At 63.6% G+C, this 21,416-nt stretch carries 14 protein-coding genes and 1 pseudogene; 14 read left to right on the top strand and 1 reads right to left on the bottom strand.

The genetic code is table 11. The annotated features are described in order from the left end of the window. The first annotated feature begins 44 nt into the window (after positions 1 to 44). The 7 genes from WHT83_RS16180 (at position 45) to WHT83_RS16210 (ending at position 10,738) form a co-directional block, all read left to right on the top strand. Positions 45 to 1,559, top strand: a complete 1,515-nt coding sequence (locus WHT83_RS16180; RefSeq protein ID WP_406871740.1) for an FGGY-family carbohydrate kinase — start codon at positions 45 to 47, stop codon at positions 1,557 to 1,559. After that, positions 1,556 to 3,163 (top strand): GMC family oxidoreductase, encoded by a 1,608-nt coding sequence (locus WHT83_RS16185; protein WP_406871741.1) that lies wholly within the window; start codon positions 1,556 to 1,558, stop codon positions 3,161 to 3,163. The genes WHT83_RS16180 and WHT83_RS16185 overlap by 4 nt, the downstream gene beginning before the upstream one ends. Before the next feature lie 173 nt (positions 3,164 to 3,336). After that, positions 3,337 to 5,745 (top strand): FAD-dependent oxidoreductase, encoded by a 2,409-nt coding sequence (locus WHT83_RS16190; protein ID WP_406871742.1) that lies wholly within the window; start codon positions 3,337 to 3,339, stop codon positions 5,743 to 5,745. 52 nt (positions 5,746 to 5,797) lie between these two features. Beyond that, a complete protein-coding gene (locus WHT83_RS16195; RefSeq protein ID WP_406871743.1) occupies positions 5,798 to 7,051 on the top strand; it encodes a sarcosine oxidase subunit beta family protein in 1,254 nt (417 codons plus the stop codon). Positions 7,052 to 7,072: 21 nt separating this feature from the next. Continuing rightward, entirely contained in the window at positions 7,073 to 7,342 is a 270-nt protein-coding gene (locus tag WHT83_RS16200; RefSeq protein ID WP_183261216.1) for a sarcosine oxidase subunit delta, read from the top strand. After that, positions 7,339 to 10,209, top strand: a complete 2,871-nt coding sequence (locus WHT83_RS16205) for a sarcosine oxidase subunit alpha family protein (protein ID WP_406871744.1) — start codon at positions 7,339 to 7,341, stop codon at positions 10,207 to 10,209. The genes WHT83_RS16200 and WHT83_RS16205 overlap by 4 nt, the downstream gene beginning before the upstream one ends. After that, positions 10,202 to 10,738 carry a sarcosine oxidase subunit gamma family protein gene (locus WHT83_RS16210; protein WP_108608155.1) on the top strand — a complete coding sequence of 179 codons (537 nt, stop codon included), beginning with the start codon at positions 10,202 to 10,204 and terminating at the stop codon, positions 10,736 to 10,738. The genes WHT83_RS16205 and WHT83_RS16210 overlap by 8 nt, the downstream gene beginning before the upstream one ends. Before the next feature lie 3 nt (positions 10,739 to 10,741). Here the strand turns inward: WHT83_RS16210 and WHT83_RS16215 are convergent, their stop codons facing one another. Next, entirely contained in the window at positions 10,742 to 11,440 is a 699-nt protein-coding gene (locus WHT83_RS16215) for a TetR/AcrR family transcriptional regulator (RefSeq protein ID WP_245439391.1), read from the bottom strand. 278 nt (positions 11,441 to 11,718) lie between these two features. Between WHT83_RS16215 and WHT83_RS16220 the strand changes: the two genes are divergently transcribed. The 7 genes and pseudogenes from WHT83_RS16220 (at position 11,719) to WHT83_RS16250 (ending at position 21,388) form a co-directional block, all read left to right on the top strand. After that, positions 11,719 to 13,686 (top strand): prolyl oligopeptidase family serine peptidase, encoded by a 1,968-nt coding sequence (locus WHT83_RS16220; RefSeq protein WP_406871745.1) that lies wholly within the window; start codon positions 11,719 to 11,721, stop codon positions 13,684 to 13,686. Positions 13,687 to 13,715: 29 nt separating this feature from the next. After that, the gene (locus tag WHT83_RS16225; RefSeq protein WP_406871746.1) at positions 13,716 to 14,993 is read left to right on the top strand and encodes an NAD(P)/FAD-dependent oxidoreductase; all 1,278 of its coding nucleotides are present in this window, start codon (positions 13,716 to 13,718) and stop codon (positions 14,991 to 14,993) included. A 226-nt stretch (positions 14,994 to 15,219) separates the two neighbouring features. Next, a complete protein-coding gene (locus WHT83_RS16230; protein ID WP_406871747.1) occupies positions 15,220 to 16,242 on the top strand; it encodes an ABC transporter permease in 1,023 nt (340 codons plus the stop codon). Then, the gene (locus tag WHT83_RS16235) at positions 16,239 to 17,066 is read left to right on the top strand and encodes an ABC transporter permease (protein WP_406871748.1); all 828 of its coding nucleotides are present in this window, start codon (positions 16,239 to 16,241) and stop codon (positions 17,064 to 17,066) included. The genes WHT83_RS16230 and WHT83_RS16235 overlap by 4 nt, the downstream gene beginning before the upstream one ends. Continuing rightward, positions 17,059 to 18,714 carry an ABC transporter ATP-binding protein gene (locus WHT83_RS16240; RefSeq protein ID WP_406871749.1) on the top strand — a complete coding sequence of 552 codons (1,656 nt, stop codon included), beginning with the start codon at positions 17,059 to 17,061 and terminating at the stop codon, positions 18,712 to 18,714. The genes WHT83_RS16235 and WHT83_RS16240 overlap by 8 nt, the downstream gene beginning before the upstream one ends. After that, entirely contained in the window at positions 18,711 to 19,715 is a 1,005-nt protein-coding gene (locus tag WHT83_RS16245) for a dipeptidase (RefSeq protein ID WP_318761697.1), read from the top strand. The genes WHT83_RS16240 and WHT83_RS16245 overlap by 4 nt, the downstream gene beginning before the upstream one ends. A 94-nt stretch (positions 19,716 to 19,809) precedes the next feature. Next, a pseudogene (locus WHT83_RS16250) lies at positions 19,810 to 21,388 on the top strand (ABC transporter substrate-binding protein). The last annotated feature ends 28 nt before the right edge of the window (positions 21,389 to 21,416 follow it).

Genomic DNA, 21,416 nt, shown 5'->3' on the forward strand with positions numbered 1-21,416 from the left:
ATTCAATCGGAATGGGATAGGCTCCAGCGCCTTGGGAGGGGCTTATGGGAGGATACATTCTTGGCCTCGATGCCGGCAACACCGTCATCAAGGCCGTACTCTTCGACCTCGAAGGCCGCGAGCTGGCGCTCGCCGCCAAGGATGGCCGGTCGTCCATGCCGAAGCCTGGCCATGTCGAACGTGACCTGGGTGAACTGTGGCGCAATGCCGTCGAGGTCATCGGTCAGTGCATCGAACGTGCTGGCGTCGATGCCGGTGACATCCTGGCCGTCGGCTGCGCCGGCCATGGCAACGGGCTTTACGCGCTCGACCGTGACGGCGAACCGCTGATCGGCATCCAGTCCCTCGATACGCGTGCAAGCGGGCTGGTCGACGAATGGCAGAAGCAAGGCGTCGGTGATCGCACCTATCCCCTTTGCCTGCAGAAGCCGTGGGCAGCGCAGACGCCGACGCTGCTGGTCTGGCTGAAGCGCCATGATCCGGCTCTCCATGGGCGCATAGGCACGGTGTTCCTGTGCAAGGATTTTGTCGTCAACCGGCTGACCGGCGCGCGCTCGACCGACATGTCGGACATGTCGGGTTGCGGCCTGCTGTCGATGCCGGGCCGCCGATACGAGGGCGACCTTCTGGCCGCCTATGGCCTTGAGGACTGCGCACAGCTATTGCCGCCGGTTCTGGAATCCGCCGAAATCGCCGGTCGCATTTCGCCTGAAGTTGCCTGTCTGACCGGCCTGGCTGCGGGCACGCCGGTCATCGCCGGCCTGTTCGACGTTGTCGCCAGCGCCATCGGTTCCGGCGTCACCCGCACGGGAGCCGCCTCGATCATCGCCGGAACCTGGAGCATCAACCAGGTCATCACAGACGAGCCGATCCGCGATCCCAAGATCTTCATGGTCTCGACCTACGATCCCGAGCGCTATCTGGCGATCGAATCCAGCGCTACTTCCGCCGCTAATCTCGAATGGATAGTGCGCGAGTTCTTCGAGCATGCGCCCGAGTCCGGCCGCTCGCCCTTCGAACTCTGTGGCGATCTGGTCGCCTCGGTCGATCCGACAGGCGATGTGCCGATCTATCATCCCTATCTCTACGGTGCCCAGACCAACGGCCAGTCGCGTGCCGGCTTCTACGGCATCGCCGGCTGGCACGGCCGCGCCCATCTGTTGCGGGCGCTGTTCGAGGGCGTGGTGTTCGAGCACCGGCGCCATGTCGAGACGCTGCGTGATGCCGGTGCTGTCGTCGATGAGGTCGTGCTGTCGGGCGGCGGTTCGCGCAGCGCCATCTGGCCGCAGATCTTCGCTGACGTGCTCTCCCTCCCGGTAACGGTGGCGCGCAGCCGCGAGACCGGGGCGTTGGGTGCTGCGATTGCTGCCGCCACGGGTGTCGGCCTTTTCAAGGATTTTGCCGAAGGGGCGTCCGCGATGACAGCTGCGGCGCGCCGATATACGCCCAATTGCGAGGTCGCGCTGGCCTATGGACGGCGCTACCGGCTCTATGGCGAGATCAACAAGGCGATGGGCCCGTTGTGGCAAAGCATGGCGAGCGAACAGGTCGGGGCATGACGACGGCAAGCGATTTCGGAACGTATGACTTCGTCGTGGTCGGCGCCGGCTCGGCCGGCTGCGTACTGGTCAACCGCCTGTCCGCCAATCCGAAAAACCGGGTGTTGCTGCTCGAGGCCGGCGGCAGCGACCGCTATCACTGGATCGATATCCCGATCGGCTACCTCTACTGCATGGGCAATCCGCGCACCGACTGGCTGATGAAGACCGAGGCCGAGCCGGGCCTGAACGGGCGCGCGCTCAACTATCCCAGAGGCAAGGTGCTGGGGGGCTGCTCGTCGATCAACGGCATGATCTACATGCGCGGCCAGGCTGCCGACTATGACGGCTGGCGCCAGGCCGGCAATGTTGGTTGGGGCTGGGATGACGTGCTGCCCTGTTTCCTCAAGTCCGAGGACTATCATGGTGGTGCCTCCGCCGGGCATGGCGCCGGCGGCGAATGGCGGGTCGAGCGCCAGCGGCTGTCCTGGCCGATCCTGGACGCCTTCCGCGATGCAGCCGAAGAAATCGGCGTCCCGCGCACAGACGACTTCAACCAGGGCACCAACGAGGGCTCAGGCTATTTCGATGTCAACCAGCGGAAGGGCGTGCGCTGGAACACTTCCAAGGCTTTCCTGCGGCCTATCCTCAAGCGGCCGAACCTGCGTGTCGTCACTGGTGCCGAGACAGAGCGGCTGGTGATCGAGGGGCGGCAGGTGCATGGCGTCGTCTTCCGGCTGGGCGGTAAGCTGCACGAGGCAAGGGCAGGCGAGACGATCCTGGCTGCCGGGGCGATCAATTCGCCAAAGATAATGGAACTGTCGGGCATCGGCCGGCCGGCCGTGCTCTCCGGGCTCGGCATCGATGTAGCCCACCGGCTCGACGGCGTGGGCGAAAACCTCCAGGACCACCTGCAGATACGCACCGTCTTCAAGGTCAGGAACGCCGCGACGCTGAACCAGCGCTACCACAACCTTTTCAGCCGGGCCGGCATGGGCATCGAATATGCGCTCAAGCGCTCCGGCCCACTGTCGATGGCGCCGAGCCAGCTCGGCATCTTCGCGCGCAGCGACCCGCGGCTCGCAACGCCCGATCTCGAGTACCACGTCCAGCCGCTCAGCACCGACAGGCTCGGTGAGCCGCTGCACCGGTTCCCGGCGGTCACGGTTTCTGTCTGCAACCTCAGGCCGGAAAGCCGGGGCACGGTGCATGCGATCTCGGCCGATCCTCGGACGCCGGCAGCCATCTGCCCCAACTACCTGTCGACCGAGAACGACCGCGCGGTTGCCATAGCCTCCATCCGCCACGTGCGCCGGCTGATGTCCGCCAAGGCCATCGAGCGTTTTGCGCCGGAGGAGATCTTGCCGGGCCCAGCGGTGGCCAGCGACGCCGATGTGCTGACAAAGGTCGGCGACATCGCCACGACGATTTTCCACCCCGTCGGCACCTGCAGGATGGGCAGCGATGCCATGTCGGTCGTCGATGCACGGCTGAGGGTCCACGGCCTTGCCGGCCTGCGCGTGGTAGATGCCTCAATCATGCCGGCGATCGTATCGGGCAACACCAACTCGCCCGTCATCATGATCGCCGAAAAGGCGTCGGAGATGATCCTCGCCGATATGTGACGTTGCCAGCAGAGCGCTGCGATGTGGCGATCTGCGCTCGTGCAGCGCGATCCCATGCAGCATGTGCCACCCCGCGAACAAGGTTGGCAATATCGTTCCATTCCCGCCGCATGGAGGGTCTAGACATATGTGTCCATAGTCGGTAATCCTTCTCGCAACCGGGGAGGGTACCGATGAAATCCAACTACAGGGCAGTCGTGATTGGCGGGGGCGTGGTCGGTGCCTCGGTGCTTTATCACCTGGCGAAATACGGCTGGACCGACGTCGTGCTGATCGAGCGCGACGTGCTGACGGCCGGGTCGAGCTGGCATGCCGCAGGCGGCTTCCATGCGCTCAACGCAGATCCCAATATCGCAGCCCTGCAGTCCTATACGATCGACCTTCTCTCCGAGATCGAGAAGGAATCCGGCCAGAACATCGGCATGCATATGACCGGCGGTATTTCGGTGGCGTCCGCCCCCGATCGCTGGGAATGGCTGCAGGCGTCCTACCGCGTCTTCCAGACCATGGGCATCGACGATGTCCACCTGATCGGTGTCGACGAGATCAAGAAGCAGTGCCCCATCCTCAACACGGACGGCATGCTCGGTGGTCTTTACGCGGCCCGCGAAGGCCATATCGATCCGTCCGGAACGGTCCATGCCTATGCCAAGGCGGCAAAGCTGCGCGGCGCCGAGATTGTCGAGCACAACCGCGTGCTCGAGCTCAACCGCCGCGCCGACGGCCAATGGGACGTGGTCACCGAACAGGGCACCATTGTCGCCGAGCATGTCGTGAATGCCGCCGGCCTGTGGGCCAAGCAGGTCGGGCGCATGGTCGGCATCGACCTGCCGGTCTCGCCGATGGAGCATCATTATCTGGTCACCGAGGCGATCCCCGAGATTCAGGCACTCGACAAGGAGCTGCCGCTCATCGTCGACCTCGAAGGCTTCACCTATATGCGCCAGGAGCAAAAGGGGCTGCTGCTCGGCATCTATGAGATCGACCACAAGCACTGGAACATGGACGGCGCGCCGTGGGACTACGGCATCGAACTGATCCAGGAAGACACTGACCGCATTTCAGACGAACTGACGCTCGGCTTCAGCCGCTATCCGTGTCTCGATACAGCCGGCATCAAGCGCTGGGTCAACGGCGCCTTCACCTTCTCGCCTGACGGCAATCCTCTGGTCGGGCCGGTGCGCGGCGTGCCGAACTACTGGGTCGCATGCGGCGTGATGGCGGGCTTCCTGCAGGGCGGCGGCGTCGGCAAGTCCCTGGCCGAGTGGATGATCCATGGCGAACCGCAGGCCGACGTGTTCGGCATGGACATCGCCCGCTACGGCGACTTCGCCTCCAACCGCGAATACATCAAGCAGACCACCGGCCAGTTCTATTCGCGCCGCTTCGTCATGAGCTATCCCAACGAACAACTGCCGGCGGGGCGCAAGCTCAAGACCTCAGGCGCACATGACGCGATGGCCGCTGCGGGTGCGCACTGGGGCAATTCGTGGGGCATGGAAGTGCCGCTCTATTTCGCGCCAGAGGCTTTTGTCGAAACGCCGACGCTGAAGCGTTCCAATGCCTTTGATCTCATCGGCGAGGAATGCCGCAAGGTGCGTGCCGGCGTCGGCCTGCTCGATATCTCGGCCTTCTCCCGCTACGAGGTAAAAGGGCCGAACGCCGAAGCCTGGCTCGATCGCCTGCTTGCGTGCAAGCTGCCTGCACCCGGTCGCGCCAGGCTGGCGCCGATGCTGGGCGAAAACGGCAAGCTCAAGGGCGACCTCACCGTGTTCAACTGGGGCGATGGCACCTGGTGGGTCATGGGGTCCTATTACCTTCGCCAGTGGCACATGCGCTGGTTTGAACAGCACCTCGCTGAAGGCATCGCGGTGCGTGACATTTCCGACGATGTCGTTGGCTTTTCGCTTGCCGGTCCGAATGCACGCAAGGTGCTGGAGCGCGTCACGCATGAAGACGTATCGCATCGGGCCTTCGGGTTCCTCAGTTGCCGTAGCCTGGATGTCGGCCTCATCCGTGCCAGGGCCGGGCGCCTCTCGGTCGTCGGCGAGCTCGGTTTCGAAATCCACTGCAGGGCCAACGAACACGCCACGCTGCGGCGCACGCTACTTGAGGCAGGCCGGGATCTCGGCATCACCGAATACGGCTTCAACGCCGTCAACGCGCTGCGCCTGGAAAAAGGTTTTGGCATCTGGTCGCGCGAATTCACGCAGGACTACACGCCTGGCGAAACTAGCATGGATCGCTGGATCGATTTCGACAAGGATTTCATCGGCAGGCAGGCGGCACTGGCTGAAAGGGTGGCGACGGCTGGACGCGCGTTGGCGACACTGGAAGTGGATGCGGTGGATGCCGATGCCAGCGGCTATGAGCCTGTCTGGCGCGATGGCAGGCTGGTTGGCTTCGTCACCTCTGGCGGATATGGCCACACCGTCGGCAAGAGCCTCGCTTTGGCGCTGGTCGACAGGGAACTGGCCGAGGTCGGCACCGAGCTGAGGGTCCATATTGTCGGCGTCGAGCGTACAGCCCGCGTTGTCCAGCCCTCTGTCTATGATCCGCAGGGCCTCCGGATGCGGATGTAAGCTTCGCATCATCCACATCGGGCACAAGACGGAAGTTTCCAGGAATGGTTCAATGACCCGCCGCTACTCCGCGCTATCGCTGATCAAGGAAGGTTTGGTCGGCCAGAAGGGCTGGCAGCCCGCCTGGCGCTCGCCCGAACCGAAGAAGATCTATGACGCGGTGATCATCGGGGGCGGCGGACATGGGCTCGCAACGGCCTATTATCTCGCCAGGAGCCACGGCGTCACCAACGTTGCCGTGCTTGAAAAGGGCTGGATCGGCGGCGGCAATACCGGCCGCAACACGACGGTCGTGCGCTCCAACTATTATTATCCCGAGAGCGTGGCGATCTACGGCCTGGCGCACCGGCTCTATGAGGGGCTGTCGAAGGAACTGAACTACAACGTCATGCTCTCGAAGCGCGGCATGGTGTTCCTGTGCCACAGTACCGGCGAGATGGAGATCGGCGCGCGCACCGTCAATGCGATGCAGATCAATGGCGTCGATGCCGAGATGTTTTCAGTGGACGATGTGCGCCGCGTGGCACCAATTCTCAACTTTGCACCTGATGCACGTTTTCCGGTGTTCGGCGGCGTCTGGCAGGGCAGGGCGGGCACGGCTCGTCACGACGCAGTGGCCTGGGGATATGCGCGTGCTGCAAGCACGCTCGGCGTCGACATCATCCAGAACTGCGAGGTCACCGACTTCATCGTCGAGGGCGGCCGCTGTCGCGGCGTGCACACCTCGCGCGGTACCATTCGCACCGACCGCATCGGTATGGCGGTGGCAGGCCATTCCTCGGTGCTTTCTGCCAAAGCGGGTTTCCGCCTGCCGATCAATTCTTATGCCCTTCAGGCCTGCGTCTCCGAACCGGTCAAGCCGATCCTCGATACGGTTGTTCTGTCGCCAGGCACCGGCGTTTACGTCAGCCAGTCCGACAAGGGCGAGATCGTCATCGGCGGCGCGCTCGACCGGGTTCCATCCTATGGCCAGCGCGGGAACCTGCCGACGCTCGAGGGTGTCATTTCAGGCCTGCTCGAAATGTTCCCGGCCTTCGGCCAGCTCAAGCTGATGCGGCAATGGGCCGGCATCGTCGATGTCGTGCCGGACTCTTCGCCGATCATCGGCGAGTCGCCGTTGCCCGGTCTGTTCCTCAATTGCGGATGGGGCACGGGCGGCTTCAAGGCCATTCCGGCCGGCGGCACTTTGCTCGCGCATCTGCTGGCGACCGGCAAGCATCACGATATCAGCCGCCCCTTCGATCTGGATCGCTTCGTCACCGGCCGCCTGCTGGACGAGGCCGCCGGTTCCGGCATCGCGCATTAGGTCGTCGACCTGGAGTAAACCATGCAGCTTTTTCACTGCCCGTTCTGCGGCGCTCGCGACGAGACCGAATTCCATTTCGGCGGCGAAGCCGGAAACCTGCGGCCCGACGGCGCTGACGCCCCCGCCGATCGCTGGGCAAATTATCTCTACATGCGCGACAATCCCAAGGGCGCGGTCCGCGAGGTCTGGGTGCACATGAACTGCGGCGAATTCTTTGTCATGGAGCGCGACAGTGTCAGCCATCAGGTCCTGTCCTCGACATCGCTTGACGGCGCGGGGCACGCCCAATGACCGCCACGCGCCTGTCTTCCGGCGGCAGCGCCATCGACCGCTCCCGCCCGGTCTCGTTCAGCTTCGACGGACGCAAGCTGCAGGGCTTTGAAGGCGACACCCTTGCCTCGGCCCTGCTTGCTAGCGACGTTGCCGTGGTCGGACGCAGCTTCAAGTACCACCGTCCGCGTGGCATCTGGGGCGCCGGCGTCGAAGAGCCGAACGCGCTGGTCGACATCAGCGGCAGTGTCGCCACCACACCAAACACCCGCGCCACCACCGAGTTCTTGCTCGAAGGCATGATCGCCAGGAGCGTTAATGCGTCGCCGAACGCTGCTGCCGACCGAAATGCCTTCATCGACCGCTTCTCGCGCTTCATCCCGGCTGCCTTCTACTACAAGACCTTCATGTGGCCGGATTGGCATCTGTTCGAGCCCCGCATCCGCGCGGTCGCGGGGCTGGGCGAGGTCGATACGGGATGGCAATCGCCGGGACCGGCCGACCAGATCAACCGTCATTGCGACGTGCTGGTGGTCGGTGCCGGGCCTGCCGGCCTGTCAGCGGCACGGCTCGCCGCTGGCGCCGGGCAGTCTGTCATTCTGGTTGATGACCAGCGCGAGCCTGGCGGTTCGCTCAACCATCGCGCCGGCGAAATCGACGGCAAACAGGCCGCTGCCTGGGTCGTCGAGACGATCGCCGAACTTTCCGCCGCTGGGCACACGGTCCTGCCGTCGACCACTGCCTTCGGTATTTACGACCACAATCTCGTCGGGCTGAACCAGCGTCACGTCGACGGCAGGCCCGATACGCTTTGGCGGGTCAGGCCGCGCCGGATCGTGCTGGCGACCGGCGCCATCGAGCGCCCGTTGCCTTTCGCCAACAACGATTTGCCGGGCATCATGTCGGCTGATGCGGCGTTGATCTATCTCAGGCGCTTTGCCGTGCTCGTCGGCCGGCGCATCATCGTCGCCACCAACAACGACAGCGCCTACGAGGTCGCCGGCGCCCTGGCTGAAGCCGGTGCCGATGTGACCCTGGTCGATAGCCGGAAGGACGGGGCTCCTGCAGCGCCTGAGGGTGTGAGCCGGATGGCCGGTCGCCTCGTCGCTGCGGCGCGCGGAAAAGTGCGCGTCGAGGGCGCCGTGCTGGACGACGGCACGGTGATTGAAGCAGATTGCGTTGCGGTTTCCGGCGGCTGGACGCCGACCATCCATCTGTTCTGCCAGGCCAGGGGCAAGCTCGTCTGGAGCGAGACGCAAGCTGCCTTCCTGCCGGGCGATCCTGTCGAGGGCATAGTTGTCGCCGGCGCGGCAGCAGGCGCGGTCTCGCTGTCCGACGTATTCAACGGTGCCGCCAAGGCGATGCCGGGCGCGACCGCAGCGCCGCGTAGCACGGGCGTCGAAGCAACCGGTGGCATCCTTGCAGCCTGGCCGATCCCCGGTGCCAGGGGCCGCGTCTGGATCGATTACCAGAACGACGTCACCGCCAAGGATGTCGAGCTCGCTGCGCGCGAAAACTTCATCTCGGTCGAGCATCTCAAGCGCTACACCACGCTTGGCATGGCGACCGACCAGGGCAAGACGTCGAACCTAGCCGGACTGGCATTGATGGGTGCCGTCACCGGGCGCACGGTGCCCGAGGTCGGCACCACTACCTATCGCCCGCCCTTCACGCCGGTGCCGCTGGCAAGCTTTGCCGGTGCGCGTGGCGGCGAGCTGATGTCGCCGGTGCGACGTCTGCCCCTCGAAAACGCCCATCGCGCCCAAGGCGCTGTCTTCCAGGAGTATGGCGGCTGGCTGCGGCCCGCCCATTATGGCGGCGCGGATGCCGACCGGGCGATCCAGGACGAGGCGCGGCGTGCTCGCCAGTCGGTGGCGCTGTTCGATGGCTCGACGCTCGGCAAGATCGAGGTGATGGGCCCGAAGGCTGCGGAATTCGTCGATTTCATCTACTACAACACCATGTCGACGCTGAAGCCCGGCCGCTGCCGCTACGGCTTCATGCTGTCGGAAAATGGCGTTGTCTTCGACGACGGCATCCTGGTGCGGCTGGACGAGCACCGCTTTGTCGTCTCCTGCTCGAGTTCGCATGTCGCAGCTGTTCATGCCCGCCTGGAGGAATGGCGGCAGGACCGCTTCGGCCGTGATGCGGTCTACATTCACAACGCCACCTCCGAGATGGCGACGTTGACTGTGTCGGGCCCGAATTCCAAGAAGCTTCTGGTGGCACTCGATCTCGGCCTGTCGCTGGACGATACGGACCTTCCGCACATGGCGATAGGCGAAGGCATGCTCGAGACCGATCCGGTTCGTGTCGCCCGCGTCAGCTTCACCGGCGACCGCAGCTACGAGGTGTCGATACGCGCCGACCGGGCGGAGCGCCTGTGGGCGCGGATGCACGAGGCCGGCAAGGCATTCGATGCGGTCACCATCGGGCTCGAGGCCTTGATGATCCTGCGTGCCGAAAAGGGCTATATCGTTATCGGCAAGGACACCGACGGCACCACCTTGCCGCACGATCTCGGCGTCGATGGGCCGCGTGCCAAACGCAAGAGCGAATATGTCGGCCGCCGCTCGCTGTTCACCGAGGTGGCCAGGCCTGACAGCCGGCAACAGCTGGTTGGCCTTGCTGTTGCCCGAGGCGAAGAGCCGCTGGCGACCGGCGCGCATGGTATCTCGCGCGAGGGCGGTAAGCTCCGGAGCCAGGGTTTCGTGACCTCGAGCTATCACAGCCCGACGCTGGCGCGGCCGGTAGCGCTTGGCCTGATCGAACGCGGAGCCGCGCGCCATGGTGAGACCATCGACATCCAGCATCTCGGCATGGTGAGGCGCGCGACGATCACCGGCCCTTGCGCCTTCGATCCTTCAGGAGAACGGCTCAATGCGTAATCTCGCCGAAAAATGGACAGCCATGCCGGATTGGCAGACGGTTGTGATCGATACGCCCAGCTTTGCGATCCGTTCGGTATCCGGCCTGAACCAGTTTCTCGTCAGCGGTGACCTCGCTGCCTGGAGCAGGACGGCGGGCATAGCCCTGCAGCCGGTGGGCGCATTCGGGGAGGCAATGGGCGATACCTACACGGTTCAGGTCGCGCGCGACCGGCTGCTGGTCGTGTCTGCCCTTCCGTCCACTGTCGCTCAGGGCTGGCACGAGCAAGGTTTCGCCGTGACCAAGGTGAGTGCAGGGATTCAGGTATTCGAGATTGAAGGCGCTGCCGCAGCCGAACTTGTCGCGCGTGCAACCACGCTTGATCCAGGCAAGGCGAGCGCTTCGGCGGCCATCTCGTTTGCGGGTATCAATGCCGTCGTCTACCGCCACGGCGAGAGGATTCGCGTCCATGTCGATCGTAGCCTTGCAGCCTATTTCTGGAGCTGGGTGGCAACGGTCGGCGGCAATATCGCAAGCGCGGAAGCCTGACCCTCAGGGCACTTCCGCACTTGGGTCGGAAACGGCGAAGCGTGCCGCGAAAGCGTCGAACAACCGCACGTCCTCCGGCTCCGGTTCTTGCCCGCTGAAGGCTAGCAGGTAGGCCGGAACATGCGAGACCCTGGCGTCCAGGGTTTCGCCCAAATCGAGCGTGAAGTGGCCGATCTGCATGTAGTAGAGCACGCGGGCGCGGATAAACGCGTTTTCGTCATCATAACCGTAGCGCAGATACATCGCCTTGATGGCATCGACGCGCCGCCTGTCCGCTTCATGGACCACCGTACGGACAGCCGGTTCGCGTCGCGCCCACAACCGCACGGCGATATCCAGTTTCGGGTCGAATAGGCGCTCGTCCACCCAGCACTCGAAGACGTTCAGAATTGCCCGGTTGATGGTGGGTGCGGGGCGCATTGCGTGTTCGATGATCGGGGTCGTGTTGTTTTGCAGCCAGTTCTGCAGGAGCTGGTCGTGAAGGTCCTGCAGGCTCTTGAAGAACCAGTAGAAACTCGAGCGCGAGACGTCGAGTTTCTTGGCCATCACCTGGATCTTGACCTCGTCGATCCCGTCATCGATCAGCGTATTGATAGCCAGATTGAGCCAGTCGTTCTTGCTGGTCCTCGACGAGCTGTCGCCAGCGCTGTCGACCTGCTGAGCCGCTGTCTGTTCCGGCCCCTTGCTTTGCGATGGTGGCACTGGCGATCCCCTATTGTTTTCATTGTTATACGAGCAACTGTCGGCTCTTCGCATCGACTATTTTGTGCAGGGCCGCCGCCCGGCGCATGGAGCAAGGCGCGTTCGCTCACGCGTCGCTGCAGAGACCTCTCCGCACAGACATGGCGCGAAAGTACACATATGTCTAGACAGGCGGCGAATTGGCTGCAATGTTGCCCACGCTGACGCAGCGAAAGCCTCTGCGGGCGAGGGGGAGGAGCCCCTTGCCAAGGTAATGATGCCGTTGGTGGAGGAGCCTGATGGACCGCGATTTTCGCTCGTCGCCTGAACATGTGGCGACACAGACATTCTACGGCGCGCTGCTGGCGCCGGGCGGGCACGTATTCGGCGTGCGTTCCTTGTGCGGCCACGAGGATGCAAAGCATCTCTATTTTATCGGACAGAGCTTCGCGAAATCCCTGGAAGAGGGCGTCACCAGCAGGCTTTGCCGGACGGGTCGCGACGGCGGCGACCTCGAATGCCTCAATGAGCGCGAGACACGGCAGATCAGACTTTCTCCCGACGGTCAAACCCTGGCAGTGGCATGCGCTGGCGACGACCCCGCAGCTGACCGTATCGAGCTATGGTCGGGCGACGGCTGTTCAAATGCGCAAGCTGTGCCGGGACGTATCGAGCAGATCGACTGGTCGCCGGATGGCGCGTCTTTGCTTGTGGTCGTTGCTGGAGCGGCTGCAGACCTTGCCGGCATCCACGGCGGCTATAGCCAGAAGGTGCAATCCAACGGCCCGGCATGGCTTCCAGAGGTGCGCTCTGAACAGGGTGACGAACTCTGGCGCACCATCTGGACGTGGGACGGCAACGACGGGCCGCAGCGTCTCACCACGCCGCCGCTGAATGTGTGGGAAGCCAGCTGGTGCGGCAATGGCATGATTGCTGCCATATCAAGTGATCGTCACAGCGAAGGCAGTTGGTACGAAGCACGTCTTTCGCTTGTCGATGCGAGCTCGGGAGCCGTGACGACAGTCCATACACCTGCCGACCAGCTTGGCTGCGTCAGGGGCGCTGCGGACGGTGGCAGCGTGGCCTTCATCGAGGCATTTTGCAGCGACCGGGGCTTGGTTTCCGGCCTGTTGTCCATCTTCGATCTGAAAACCGGCAAGGTCGAAACACCTGATACGCTGGGCATCGACGTGACGTTCATCGAATGGCGCTCGCCGACAGTCATCCATTTCACGGGTGCGCGCGGCCACCAGACCGCGACAGGCGACTACGACCTCGAACAATCCGTCGCCACCGAAAGCTGGTCGTCCAGCGATCTTACCAATGGCGAATGGGTACCGTGTTCGTATCCGATCGGAGCAAGCGGCAGCCTGTTCGTCGCCGAGTCCTATTCGCGCCCGCCGTTCCTCGCCGAAGTGGTCTCTGGCACCGTTCGCGAGGTGGCATCGTTCGCGGCACCCCAGGCACAAGAGGCGATGTCGCGCTGCGGGCTGATCGAACCTGTCAGTTGGAGCGCGCCGGACGGGTTGGAAATCCAGGGGTGGGTCGTGCGGCCCCATGGAGCGACAAGCCCTACGCCGCTTCTGGTCGACATCCATGGCGGACCGATCTCGGCGCACCGCAACCGCTGGATGGCAAGGATGCGCGCCGCTCCCATCCTGGTCAGCCAAGGATGGACGGTCTTCTTACCCAACCCCAGGGGAAGCACGGGCAGGGGCGATGCCTTTGCCCGCGCGGTCAAGGGCGACATGGGTGGTGCCGACGCGCTCGACATTACCAGCGGCATCGAGGCGCTTGTCGCCAAGGGCTGGGCTGACGACAAGCGGATCGCCGTCACCGGCACCAGCTATGGCGGCTTCATGTCCGCCTGGCTGCCATCGCAAAGCGATCGCTTCGCTGCCGCGATACCGATTTCGCCCGTGGGCGACTGGTATAGCCAGCATCGGACGTCGCAGATCCCCGAATTCGACGAGATCATGCTCGAGTCGTCGCCGTGGGCAGCCGACGGTGCCTATTTTTCGCGTAGCCCTGCCTTCTTCAAGCACAAGGCGACGGTTCCGACACTGGTCATGGCGGGCGCGCTCGACAGGAGCACGCCGGTCGGCCAGGCCGAGGAGTGCCATTTTGCGGCAATCAGGTCCGGCGCGCCAAGTTCGCTCATCATCTATCCGAATGCCGGTCACAGCATCCGCAGCTACCCGGAATATCTCGATAGTGCCGCCCGCATCCTGTGGTGGCTTGGCAAATATGTGCGTCCGACCAACTAGCTAGGCGCAGCGACAGAGGAGGAAAAGCATTGGCTACAACGACAGGTTCCGCCGAAGTGGGGTTCGCAGGCAAGCGCATCGCCGTCATTGGCGCCGGCATCATCGGCTGCTCGACAGCCTTCCACCTGCTGAAGGCGGGAGCGCGGCAGGTGACCGTCATCGAAGCGCGCGAACCGGCCGCGGCAACCACCGGGGCGGGTGCCGGGTTTGTCTCCCATTGGTCTGCCGGCATGTTCCCGCTTGGCGAAGAGGGCCTGCAGCTTCAGCAATACGGCCTCGACTTCTATCGCGCGATCCATGATCTCGGCGTCGAGATCGGCTATCGCCCGAACGGCACGCTGATGATGGCGCTGACCGAGGCGGGGCGAGAGCGCTTCGTTCGCCCCGTCCTGGATTCGCCTTACGCGCCAGCGGAAATGCAGGATCTGAGCGCCAAGCAGATCGGCGAGAAGACCAGGGGCCTGATCGACGCGAGCCAGGTGCATTCCGGCGCTTTCAATCCGCATGGCATTCAACTCGACACCAGGCTTGCGACCGGCGTCATGGTCGACGAGATCGTCAGGATGGGCGGCGTGTTCCGCAATGGAACGGCAGTCACCGGCATTCACGATGCCGGCAGTCATGTGAAGATCGAAACCGACAAGGGCGAGTTCGAAGCCGATGGCGTCGTCGTCGCCGCCGGTGCCTGGAACAACGAAGTGCTCAAGGGGCTCGGTTGGCGTCTGCCGCTGCTCAGGGTCATGGCCACACGCATCGTCACCGACGGGCGAGGGCTTCCGTCCACGCTGCCGACGGTGCAATGCCGCGAACTGCGCCTTTGGTTGCGCGAGAGCTTTGGCGCGGTCATGTGGGGCACTGGCCGCCACTACCAGCCCTACTACAAGTCGGGCGACGACTGGATCGAACCCGGCCAGCCGCGCAATGTCGATCTGATGCAGGCGATGGACGACGACGAGTTGGCAAGGCTGCAGAAGATCTTCCCGCCGCTCCGCGGTTCGAAGGTATCGAGCTGGGCCCAGGGCGTGCCCTGCTACACCCCGGACAGTGGCTTGATCGTCGGTCACGTGCCGGGCACGACGAACGTCGTGGCGGTCGGCGGCGACAACGAAACCGGTGTCAGCCACGGCCCCGGCCTCGGTCGGCTTTCAGCCGAGCTGATCCTCGGCCAGAAGCCGTTTGTCGACACGACGCGGTTCCGCCTCGACCGCTTTGCACGCGATGCCTACGCTAGCGAGGCCGAGATTGCGGCAGCCCTGCCAGCCTGGAATGGAGTGCACGAGGCACGCTCGGTTTCGCAGCTGCAGTAGGCGCAACTTCCCCAATTGCACAAAGCGGCGTGTTTGGCGCTGATCGCACTAGACATGTGTGAACAGTGCCGCTAGCTTTCGATTTCTGGGAACAACGAAACCGCCCATGACGAGGGTCGGGCTTGCGCCTGTAACTTCGCGGCCGAGACGGGGAGGGTGGCTTGAAGGACTTCTGTGCCGATAGGGATACGACATCGATCGCGTGCCTGCAGGGCATGGGCGCACGATGACATCGTCCCTCGAGGAGCCGGTCTCAAGCAAGCCAGTAGCGTCTGCCCGTCAGATTCTACTGCGCAATTCGCTCGGCCAGATGGTCGTGCGCCGCATTCTCCTTGGCTTCGGCTTGCTGATCGCGGCATCGATGCTGATCTTCGGCGGCGTCGAGGCCTTGCCGGGCGATTTCGCATCGACCTATCTCGGGCAGGACGCCACCCCGCAGGCCATCGCCAACATCCGCGAGGAGCTCGATCTCGATCGCCCGATGACCGAGCGCTATCTCAGTTGGCTCGGCGGCATCGTCCAGGGCGACTTCGGTACCTCCTGGTCCAATCGCAACTCGGTCGGCGACCAGATATGGAAGCGGCTTGGCAATTCGCTACTGCTTGCCGGCGTTGCAGCAATCATCGCAATCCCGCTGGCACTGGCACTTGGCATGATTGCGGTGCTCTACCGCAACCGCATCCCCGACAAGGTCATCAGCATCCTGTCTTTGGCCGCGATCTCGCTGCCCGAATTCTTCATCGGCTACCTGCTGATCCAGTTCTTCACCGTCCAACTGGGCGTCGCTTCCTTTCCGGCCACCGTCTATGACGGCATGGGTCTTGGCGAGCGGCTTGCGACGATAGCCCTTCCGGTGATGACACTTGTGATCGTGGTGCTGGCGCACATGATGCGCATGACCCGCTCGGCGATCATGAACGTCATGTCTTCGCCCTATGTCGAGACCGCCGAACTCAAGGGGCTTTCGGCGTTGCGCATCATTGCCGAGCACGCCGCGCCCAATGCGATAGCGCCGGTCGTCACCGTGATTGCGCTCAATCTTGCCGCGCTCGTCGTCGGTGTGGTCGTCGTCGAGGTGGTGTTCGTCTACCCCGGCATCGGCCAGTACATGGTGGACGCCGTGACGATGCGCGACATGCCTGTCGTCCAGGGCTGCGGGCTGATCTTCGCTGCCTTGTACATCGTGCTGAACATGGCCGCCGACATCGTCTCGATCCTGGCCAATCCGCGACTGAGGCATCCACGATGACATTGCGATCAATGCCAATGAGCGCGCGGATCGGCCTTGCAGGCATATTGCTTGTCTTTGCCTGCGCGATCTTCGCTCCTGTCATCGCGCCCTATGATGAAAGTGCCATCGTCGGCGAAGTCTGGGCGCCGATGGGCGGCGACTTCTTGCTCGGCACCGACAACCTTGGACGCGATCTGCTGTCACGGCTGATCTATGGCGCGCGGGCAACGCTTTTCGTGGCACTGTCGGCAACGGTGATCTCGTTTTCCATCGGCATGTTCCTGAGCTTCACCGCCGTGGTCTCTGGCGGCGTGGTCGACCAGTTGCTGTCGCGGCTGAACGATCTTTTGATGTCGGTCCCGGCGCTCATCCTGGCGCTGGTCGTGCTCGCGGTCCTGCCACAGAACATCTGGATCCTGATCGCCGTCATGGCCGTGATCGACTCGACGCGGGTCTACCGTGTCGGCCGCGCCGTCGCCCTCGATGTCAGCGTCATGGATTTCGTCGAGGCCGCATGGCTGCGCGGCGAGGGCAAGCTCTGGATCATCTTCCGCGAGATCCTGCCCAACACGCTGGCGCCGCTGCTTGGCGAGTTCGGTCTGCGTTTCGCCTTCTCGATCCTGTTCTTGTCGACGCTCTCGTTCCTGGGGCTCGGCATCCAGCCGCCGATTGCCGACTGGGGCGGCATGGTCAAGGACAACAAGGACGGCATCATCTTCGGTGTTTCGGCGTCGCTCACGCCGGGTGCCGCGATCGCCTTCCTGGTCGTCTGCGTGAACCTCGTCGTCGACTGGCTGATCAACACCACGTCCAGCCTGAAGGGCGCGCGCGACAATGCCTGAGATGCTGTCCGTCAAGAACCTGCGTATCGAGGTCACCGCGCGCCAGCCCGATGGCACCGCGACCAATCTGGTGCTGGTCGACGATGTGTCCTTCGACGTCGGCAAGGGCAGGGTTCTCGGTCTCATCGGCGAGTCGGGTGCCGGCAAGTCGACGATCGGGCTGTCGGCCCTGGCCTATGGCAGGGGCGGGGTGCGCATAGAGGGCGGGCAGATCCTGCTCGACGGACAGGACATCGCCAAGCTTGGCTTGCGCGGCATCCGTGCCGTTCGCGGCGCGCGCGTCGCCTATGTCGCGCAGTCGGCGGCCGCCGCGTTCAATCCTGCCCACAAGCTCGGTCGGCAGGTGATCGAGGCGAGCATCCGCCACGGCATCATGACGCGGGCGGAGGCGACGAAGCGGGCGGCCTATCTCTTCGACATTCTCGGCCTGCCCGACCCCGATACCTTCGGCGAACGTTTCCCGCACCAGGTCTCCGGGGGTCAGCTCCAGCGGGCCATGACCGCGATGGCGCTGTGCGCGAACCCGGAGCTCATCGTTTTCGACGAGCCGACCACGGCACTTGATGTCACCACCCAGATCGAGGTTCTCGCCGCGATCAAGCATGCCATTGTCGAGACGCAGACGGCAGCGCTCTACATCACGCATGATCTTGCCGTGGTGGCGCAGATTTCCGACGACATCATGGTGCTGCGCCATGGCAAGACGGTGGAATACGGCTCGACGCGGCAGATCATCGAAGCGCCGCGTGAAGACTACACCAAAGCCTTGGTCAGCATCCGCCAGACCATGCGGCAGGAGGCGCTACCCTCGGACGACGCACAGCTGCGCGTCGCGGGGATGACCGCCGGCTACTCGGCGATGGATGTCCTGCACGATGTTTCCCTGATCCTGCCCAAGGGGCAGACGCTTGCCGTCGTCGGCGAATCCGGTTCGGGCAAATCCACGCTTGCCCGCGTCATAACAGGCCTCCTGCAACCGAAGGCAGGGACGGTCTCATTCAACGGGGCAGCTTTACCGCCAGCGCGCAAGGACCGCTCACGTGAGCAGTTGCGGCGCATCCAGATGATTTACCAGATGGCCGATACGGCGATGAACCCGCGGCAGAAGATCCGCGACATCGTCGGCCGTCCGCTGACGCTTTATTTCGGCATGCGTGGCAAGGCCAAGACCGAGCGGGTCAAGGAACTGCTCGACCAGATCGAGATGGGACCGCAGTTCCTCGATCGCTTCCCAGCCGAGCTGTCGGGCGGCCAGAAACAGCGCATCGCCATAGCTCGGGCGCTTGCCGCCAAGCCTGAGCTGATCCTTTGCGACGAGCCGACCTCGGCGCTCGATCCGCTGGTGGCCGAGGGCATCTTGAAGCTCCTGCTGCGCCTGCAGGAAGAGACGGCGGTTTCTTACCTGTTCATCACCCACGACATCGCCATCGTTCGCGCCATTGCCGACCGTGTCGCGGTCATGCATCGCGGCAAGGTGGTGCGCGAAGGCGTCAAGTCTGCGGTGCTGTCGCCCCCCTTCGACGACTACACCGACCTGCTGCTCAGGTCGGTGCCCGAAATGGAAATAGGCTGGTTGGAACGTGTTTTGGACGGACGCCGCGTCGTCACCCAGGTGCCCGGCGCGGCCATGGAATTGGAGAGATCATGACTGAGATAACCATCAGCGAACGGGCCAGGAAGCTCTATGCCGACGCCCTTGTCTGGGACACCCATTCCGGCTTCATGCCCGACCCGGTTGCTGACCTGAACAATCTCCAGATCTGGCGCGACGCCGGCATCAACTATCTGTCCATCGATGTCGGCTTCGACCTGATGTCGTGGCAGGACACAGTCAGGACGCTGGCTGCTTTCCGTCGCTGGATCAACGCCCATCCCGAGCACTACACGCTGGTGACAAGCGCCGACGAGGCACTGCAGGCCAAGGCGCAGGGCAAGCTCGCCATCACCTTCGACCTCGAGGGCATGAACGCACTCGACGGCCGCATCGAGATGGTCGAGTTCTACCATCACCTCGGTGTCCGCCAGATGCTGTTCGCCTACAATCGCAACAATCTGGCCGGCGGTGGCTGCCACGACGACGACAGTGGCCTGACAGCTTTCGGCCGGCAGGTGATCGACGAGATGAACCGTCTCGGCATGTTCGTCGATGTGACCCATTGCGGCCACCGCACCACCATGGATGTGATGGAGTATTCCGACCGGCCGGTCATCTTTTCGCATTCCAATCCCAAGGCGCTGTGTGGCCATGGCCGCAATATCACCGACGATCAGATCAGGGCATGCGCCAAGACGGGCGGCATCGTCGGCATCGTCGGTCTCAGCAAGTTCCTGGGCGACGACAAGGCCAGTTCCGACAGCCTGGCCGACCACGTCGAATATCTGCTCGACGTCGCCGGACCGGCTCATGTCGGCATAGGCCTCGACTACGCTTTCCCGGTGGACATGGCGGGTATCCAGGAGATTCTGGCGGCAAATCCTCAGTTCTGGCCGCTGAGCGAGGGATACGGCACGACACCCACCGTCTATGCCGAGCCTGCGCAGCTTGCCGAGATGACCGAGATCCTTCTCCGGCGCGGACATGCCGACGAGACCGTGCGCGGTGTCCTGGGCGGGAATTTCCTGCGCTTGGCGCGGCAGGTCTGGAAATAGGCAGACCAGTTCGCGTGTCAAAGCCGCGTGCCCGCTGCAGGGCCCGCGCTGAACCTATCCAGTTGAATTTCGACAGATCAAATAGGGGAGAGCAATGAAGAAATCAGGACTTTTCGGAATGGATCTCGCGGCAAGCCGCCGCGACTTCCTCAAGGGCTCGATCGGTGCGGGCCTGCTGCTGGGCAGCGGAATGGGCGGTGCATGGGCACAAACCGAGCAGGCAGGCACGCCGGTCAAGGGCGGACATCTCAAGCTTGGGCTCGATGGCGGGTCATCGACGGATCTCGCTTGACCCAGCCGCCTACATCAGTGCCATCGCCTTCTGCCTTGCCCGCAGCTTCGGCGACCATCTGGTCGAAAGCGATCCGGTGACCGGCAAGGCTATACCTTCCATCGCCGAGAGCTGGGAATCCTCGGACAATTCCAAGACCTGGACCTTCAAGATCCGCAACGACGTCCAGTTCCACAACGGCAAGAAGCTGACTGTCGACGATGTCGTCAAAACGCTGCAGCGCCACAGCGATGAGAAGTCGCGTTCGGGCGCGCTCGGCTTTCTGCGGGCGATCACCTCGATCGAGGGCAGCGGCAACGATCTTGTCGTCAAGCTCTCCGAGAGCAATGTCGACTTGCCGCTGATCTTCACGGCCTATCACCTGGTGATCCAGCCGAACGGCGGCTACGACAACCCGGGCGAGGGCGTCGGCACCGGGCCATACAAGATGGTCAGTTTCGAGCCGGGCGTGCGGGCGCTGTTTGAGAAGAACAAGAACGACTGGCGCGAGCGCGGCCATGTCGACAGCTTCGAGATCATCGCGATGAATGACCCAACCGCCCGTATCGCAGCGGTTTCAGCCGGGCGCGTCCACCTCATCAACAGCGTCAGCGCCAAGACCGTGCCGCTGCTCAAGCGAGCACCGGGAGTGCAGATCCTGAACACGCCGAGCCGCGGCCACTACACCTTTCCGATGCAGGTCGACAAGGCACCGTTCGACAACAACGACCTGCGGCTTGCCCTCAAATATGCCATCGACCGCGAGGCCATGCTGCAGACCGTCCTTGGCGGCTACGGCACGATCGGCAACGATTTTCCGATCAATTCCACCTACCCGTATTTCCCAGCCGAGATCGAGCAGCGCAGCTACGATCCGGACAAGGCTGCGTTCCATTTCAAGAAGTCCGGTCATGACGGGCCGATCGTGCTCAGAACCTCGGATGGGGTCTATGCCGGCGCGGTCGATGGAGCGTTGTTGTATCAGGAAAGCGCCAAGAAGGCCGGCATTGCCATCGAAGTGAAGCGCGAACCTGCAGACGGCTACTGGACCAATGTCTGGCGCGCGGCACCGTTCTGCATGTCCTACTACGGCAGCCGCCTGTCCCAGGATCTGATGTATTCGACCGAGCACACTTCGGACTCGCCTGCCAACGAGACCAACTTCAAGCGGCCTGACTTCGACAAGCTGATCAAGCAAGCGCGCGTCGAGGCCGACGAGGCCAAGCGCAAGGAGCTTTATCATGCCGCGGCAGTGATGGTGCGCGATGAAGGCGGCTCGATCACCCCGGTCTTCAACGACCACCTTCTTGCCGCGACGAAGGAGCTCAAGGGCTACGTCCACGATGTCGGCAACGACCTGTCGAACGGCTACATCGCATCGCGCGCCTGGCTGGAGGCATAACCCGACAGACGCCGCCTGACCCTAGTTG

It is taken from the genome of Aminobacter sp. P9b (genome assembly GCF_045345995.1).
GTDB classification, from domain to species: domain Bacteria; phylum Pseudomonadota; class Alphaproteobacteria; order Rhizobiales; family Rhizobiaceae; genus Aminobacter; species Aminobacter niigataensis.

Excerpts from the sequence above, each read along its gene's own strand:
- WHT83_RS16180 (WP_406871740.1), top strand. The coding sequence starts at position 45 with ATGGGAGGATACATTCTTGGCCTCGATGCCGGCAACACCGTCATCAAG.
- WHT83_RS16185 (WP_406871741.1), top strand. The coding sequence starts at position 1,556 with ATGACGACGGCAAGCGATTTCGGAACGTATGACTTCGTCGTGGTCGGC.
- WHT83_RS16190 (WP_406871742.1), top strand. The coding sequence starts at position 3,337 with ATGAAATCCAACTACAGGGCAGTCGTGATTGGCGGGGGCGTGGTCGGT.
- WHT83_RS16195 (WP_406871743.1), top strand. The coding sequence starts at position 5,798 with ATGACCCGCCGCTACTCCGCGCTATCGCTGATCAAGGAAGGTTTGGTC.
- WHT83_RS16200 (WP_183261216.1), top strand. The coding sequence starts at position 7,073 with ATGCAGCTTTTTCACTGCCCGTTCTGCGGCGCTCGCGACGAGACCGAA.
- WHT83_RS16205 (WP_406871744.1), top strand. The coding sequence starts at position 7,339 with ATGACCGCCACGCGCCTGTCTTCCGGCGGCAGCGCCATCGACCGCTCC.
- WHT83_RS16210 (WP_108608155.1), top strand. The coding sequence starts at position 10,202 with ATGCGTAATCTCGCCGAAAAATGGACAGCCATGCCGGATTGGCAGACG.
- WHT83_RS16220 (WP_406871745.1), top strand. The coding sequence starts at position 11,719 with ATGGACCGCGATTTTCGCTCGTCGCCTGAACATGTGGCGACACAGACA.
- WHT83_RS16230 (WP_406871747.1), top strand. The coding sequence starts at position 15,220 with ATGACATCGTCCCTCGAGGAGCCGGTCTCAAGCAAGCCAGTAGCGTCT.
- WHT83_RS16235 (WP_406871748.1), top strand. The coding sequence starts at position 16,239 with ATGACATTGCGATCAATGCCAATGAGCGCGCGGATCGGCCTTGCAGGC.
- WHT83_RS16240 (WP_406871749.1), top strand. The coding sequence starts at position 17,059 with ATGCCTGAGATGCTGTCCGTCAAGAACCTGCGTATCGAGGTCACCGCG.
- WHT83_RS16245 (WP_318761697.1), top strand. The coding sequence starts at position 18,711 with ATGACTGAGATAACCATCAGCGAACGGGCCAGGAAGCTCTATGCCGAC.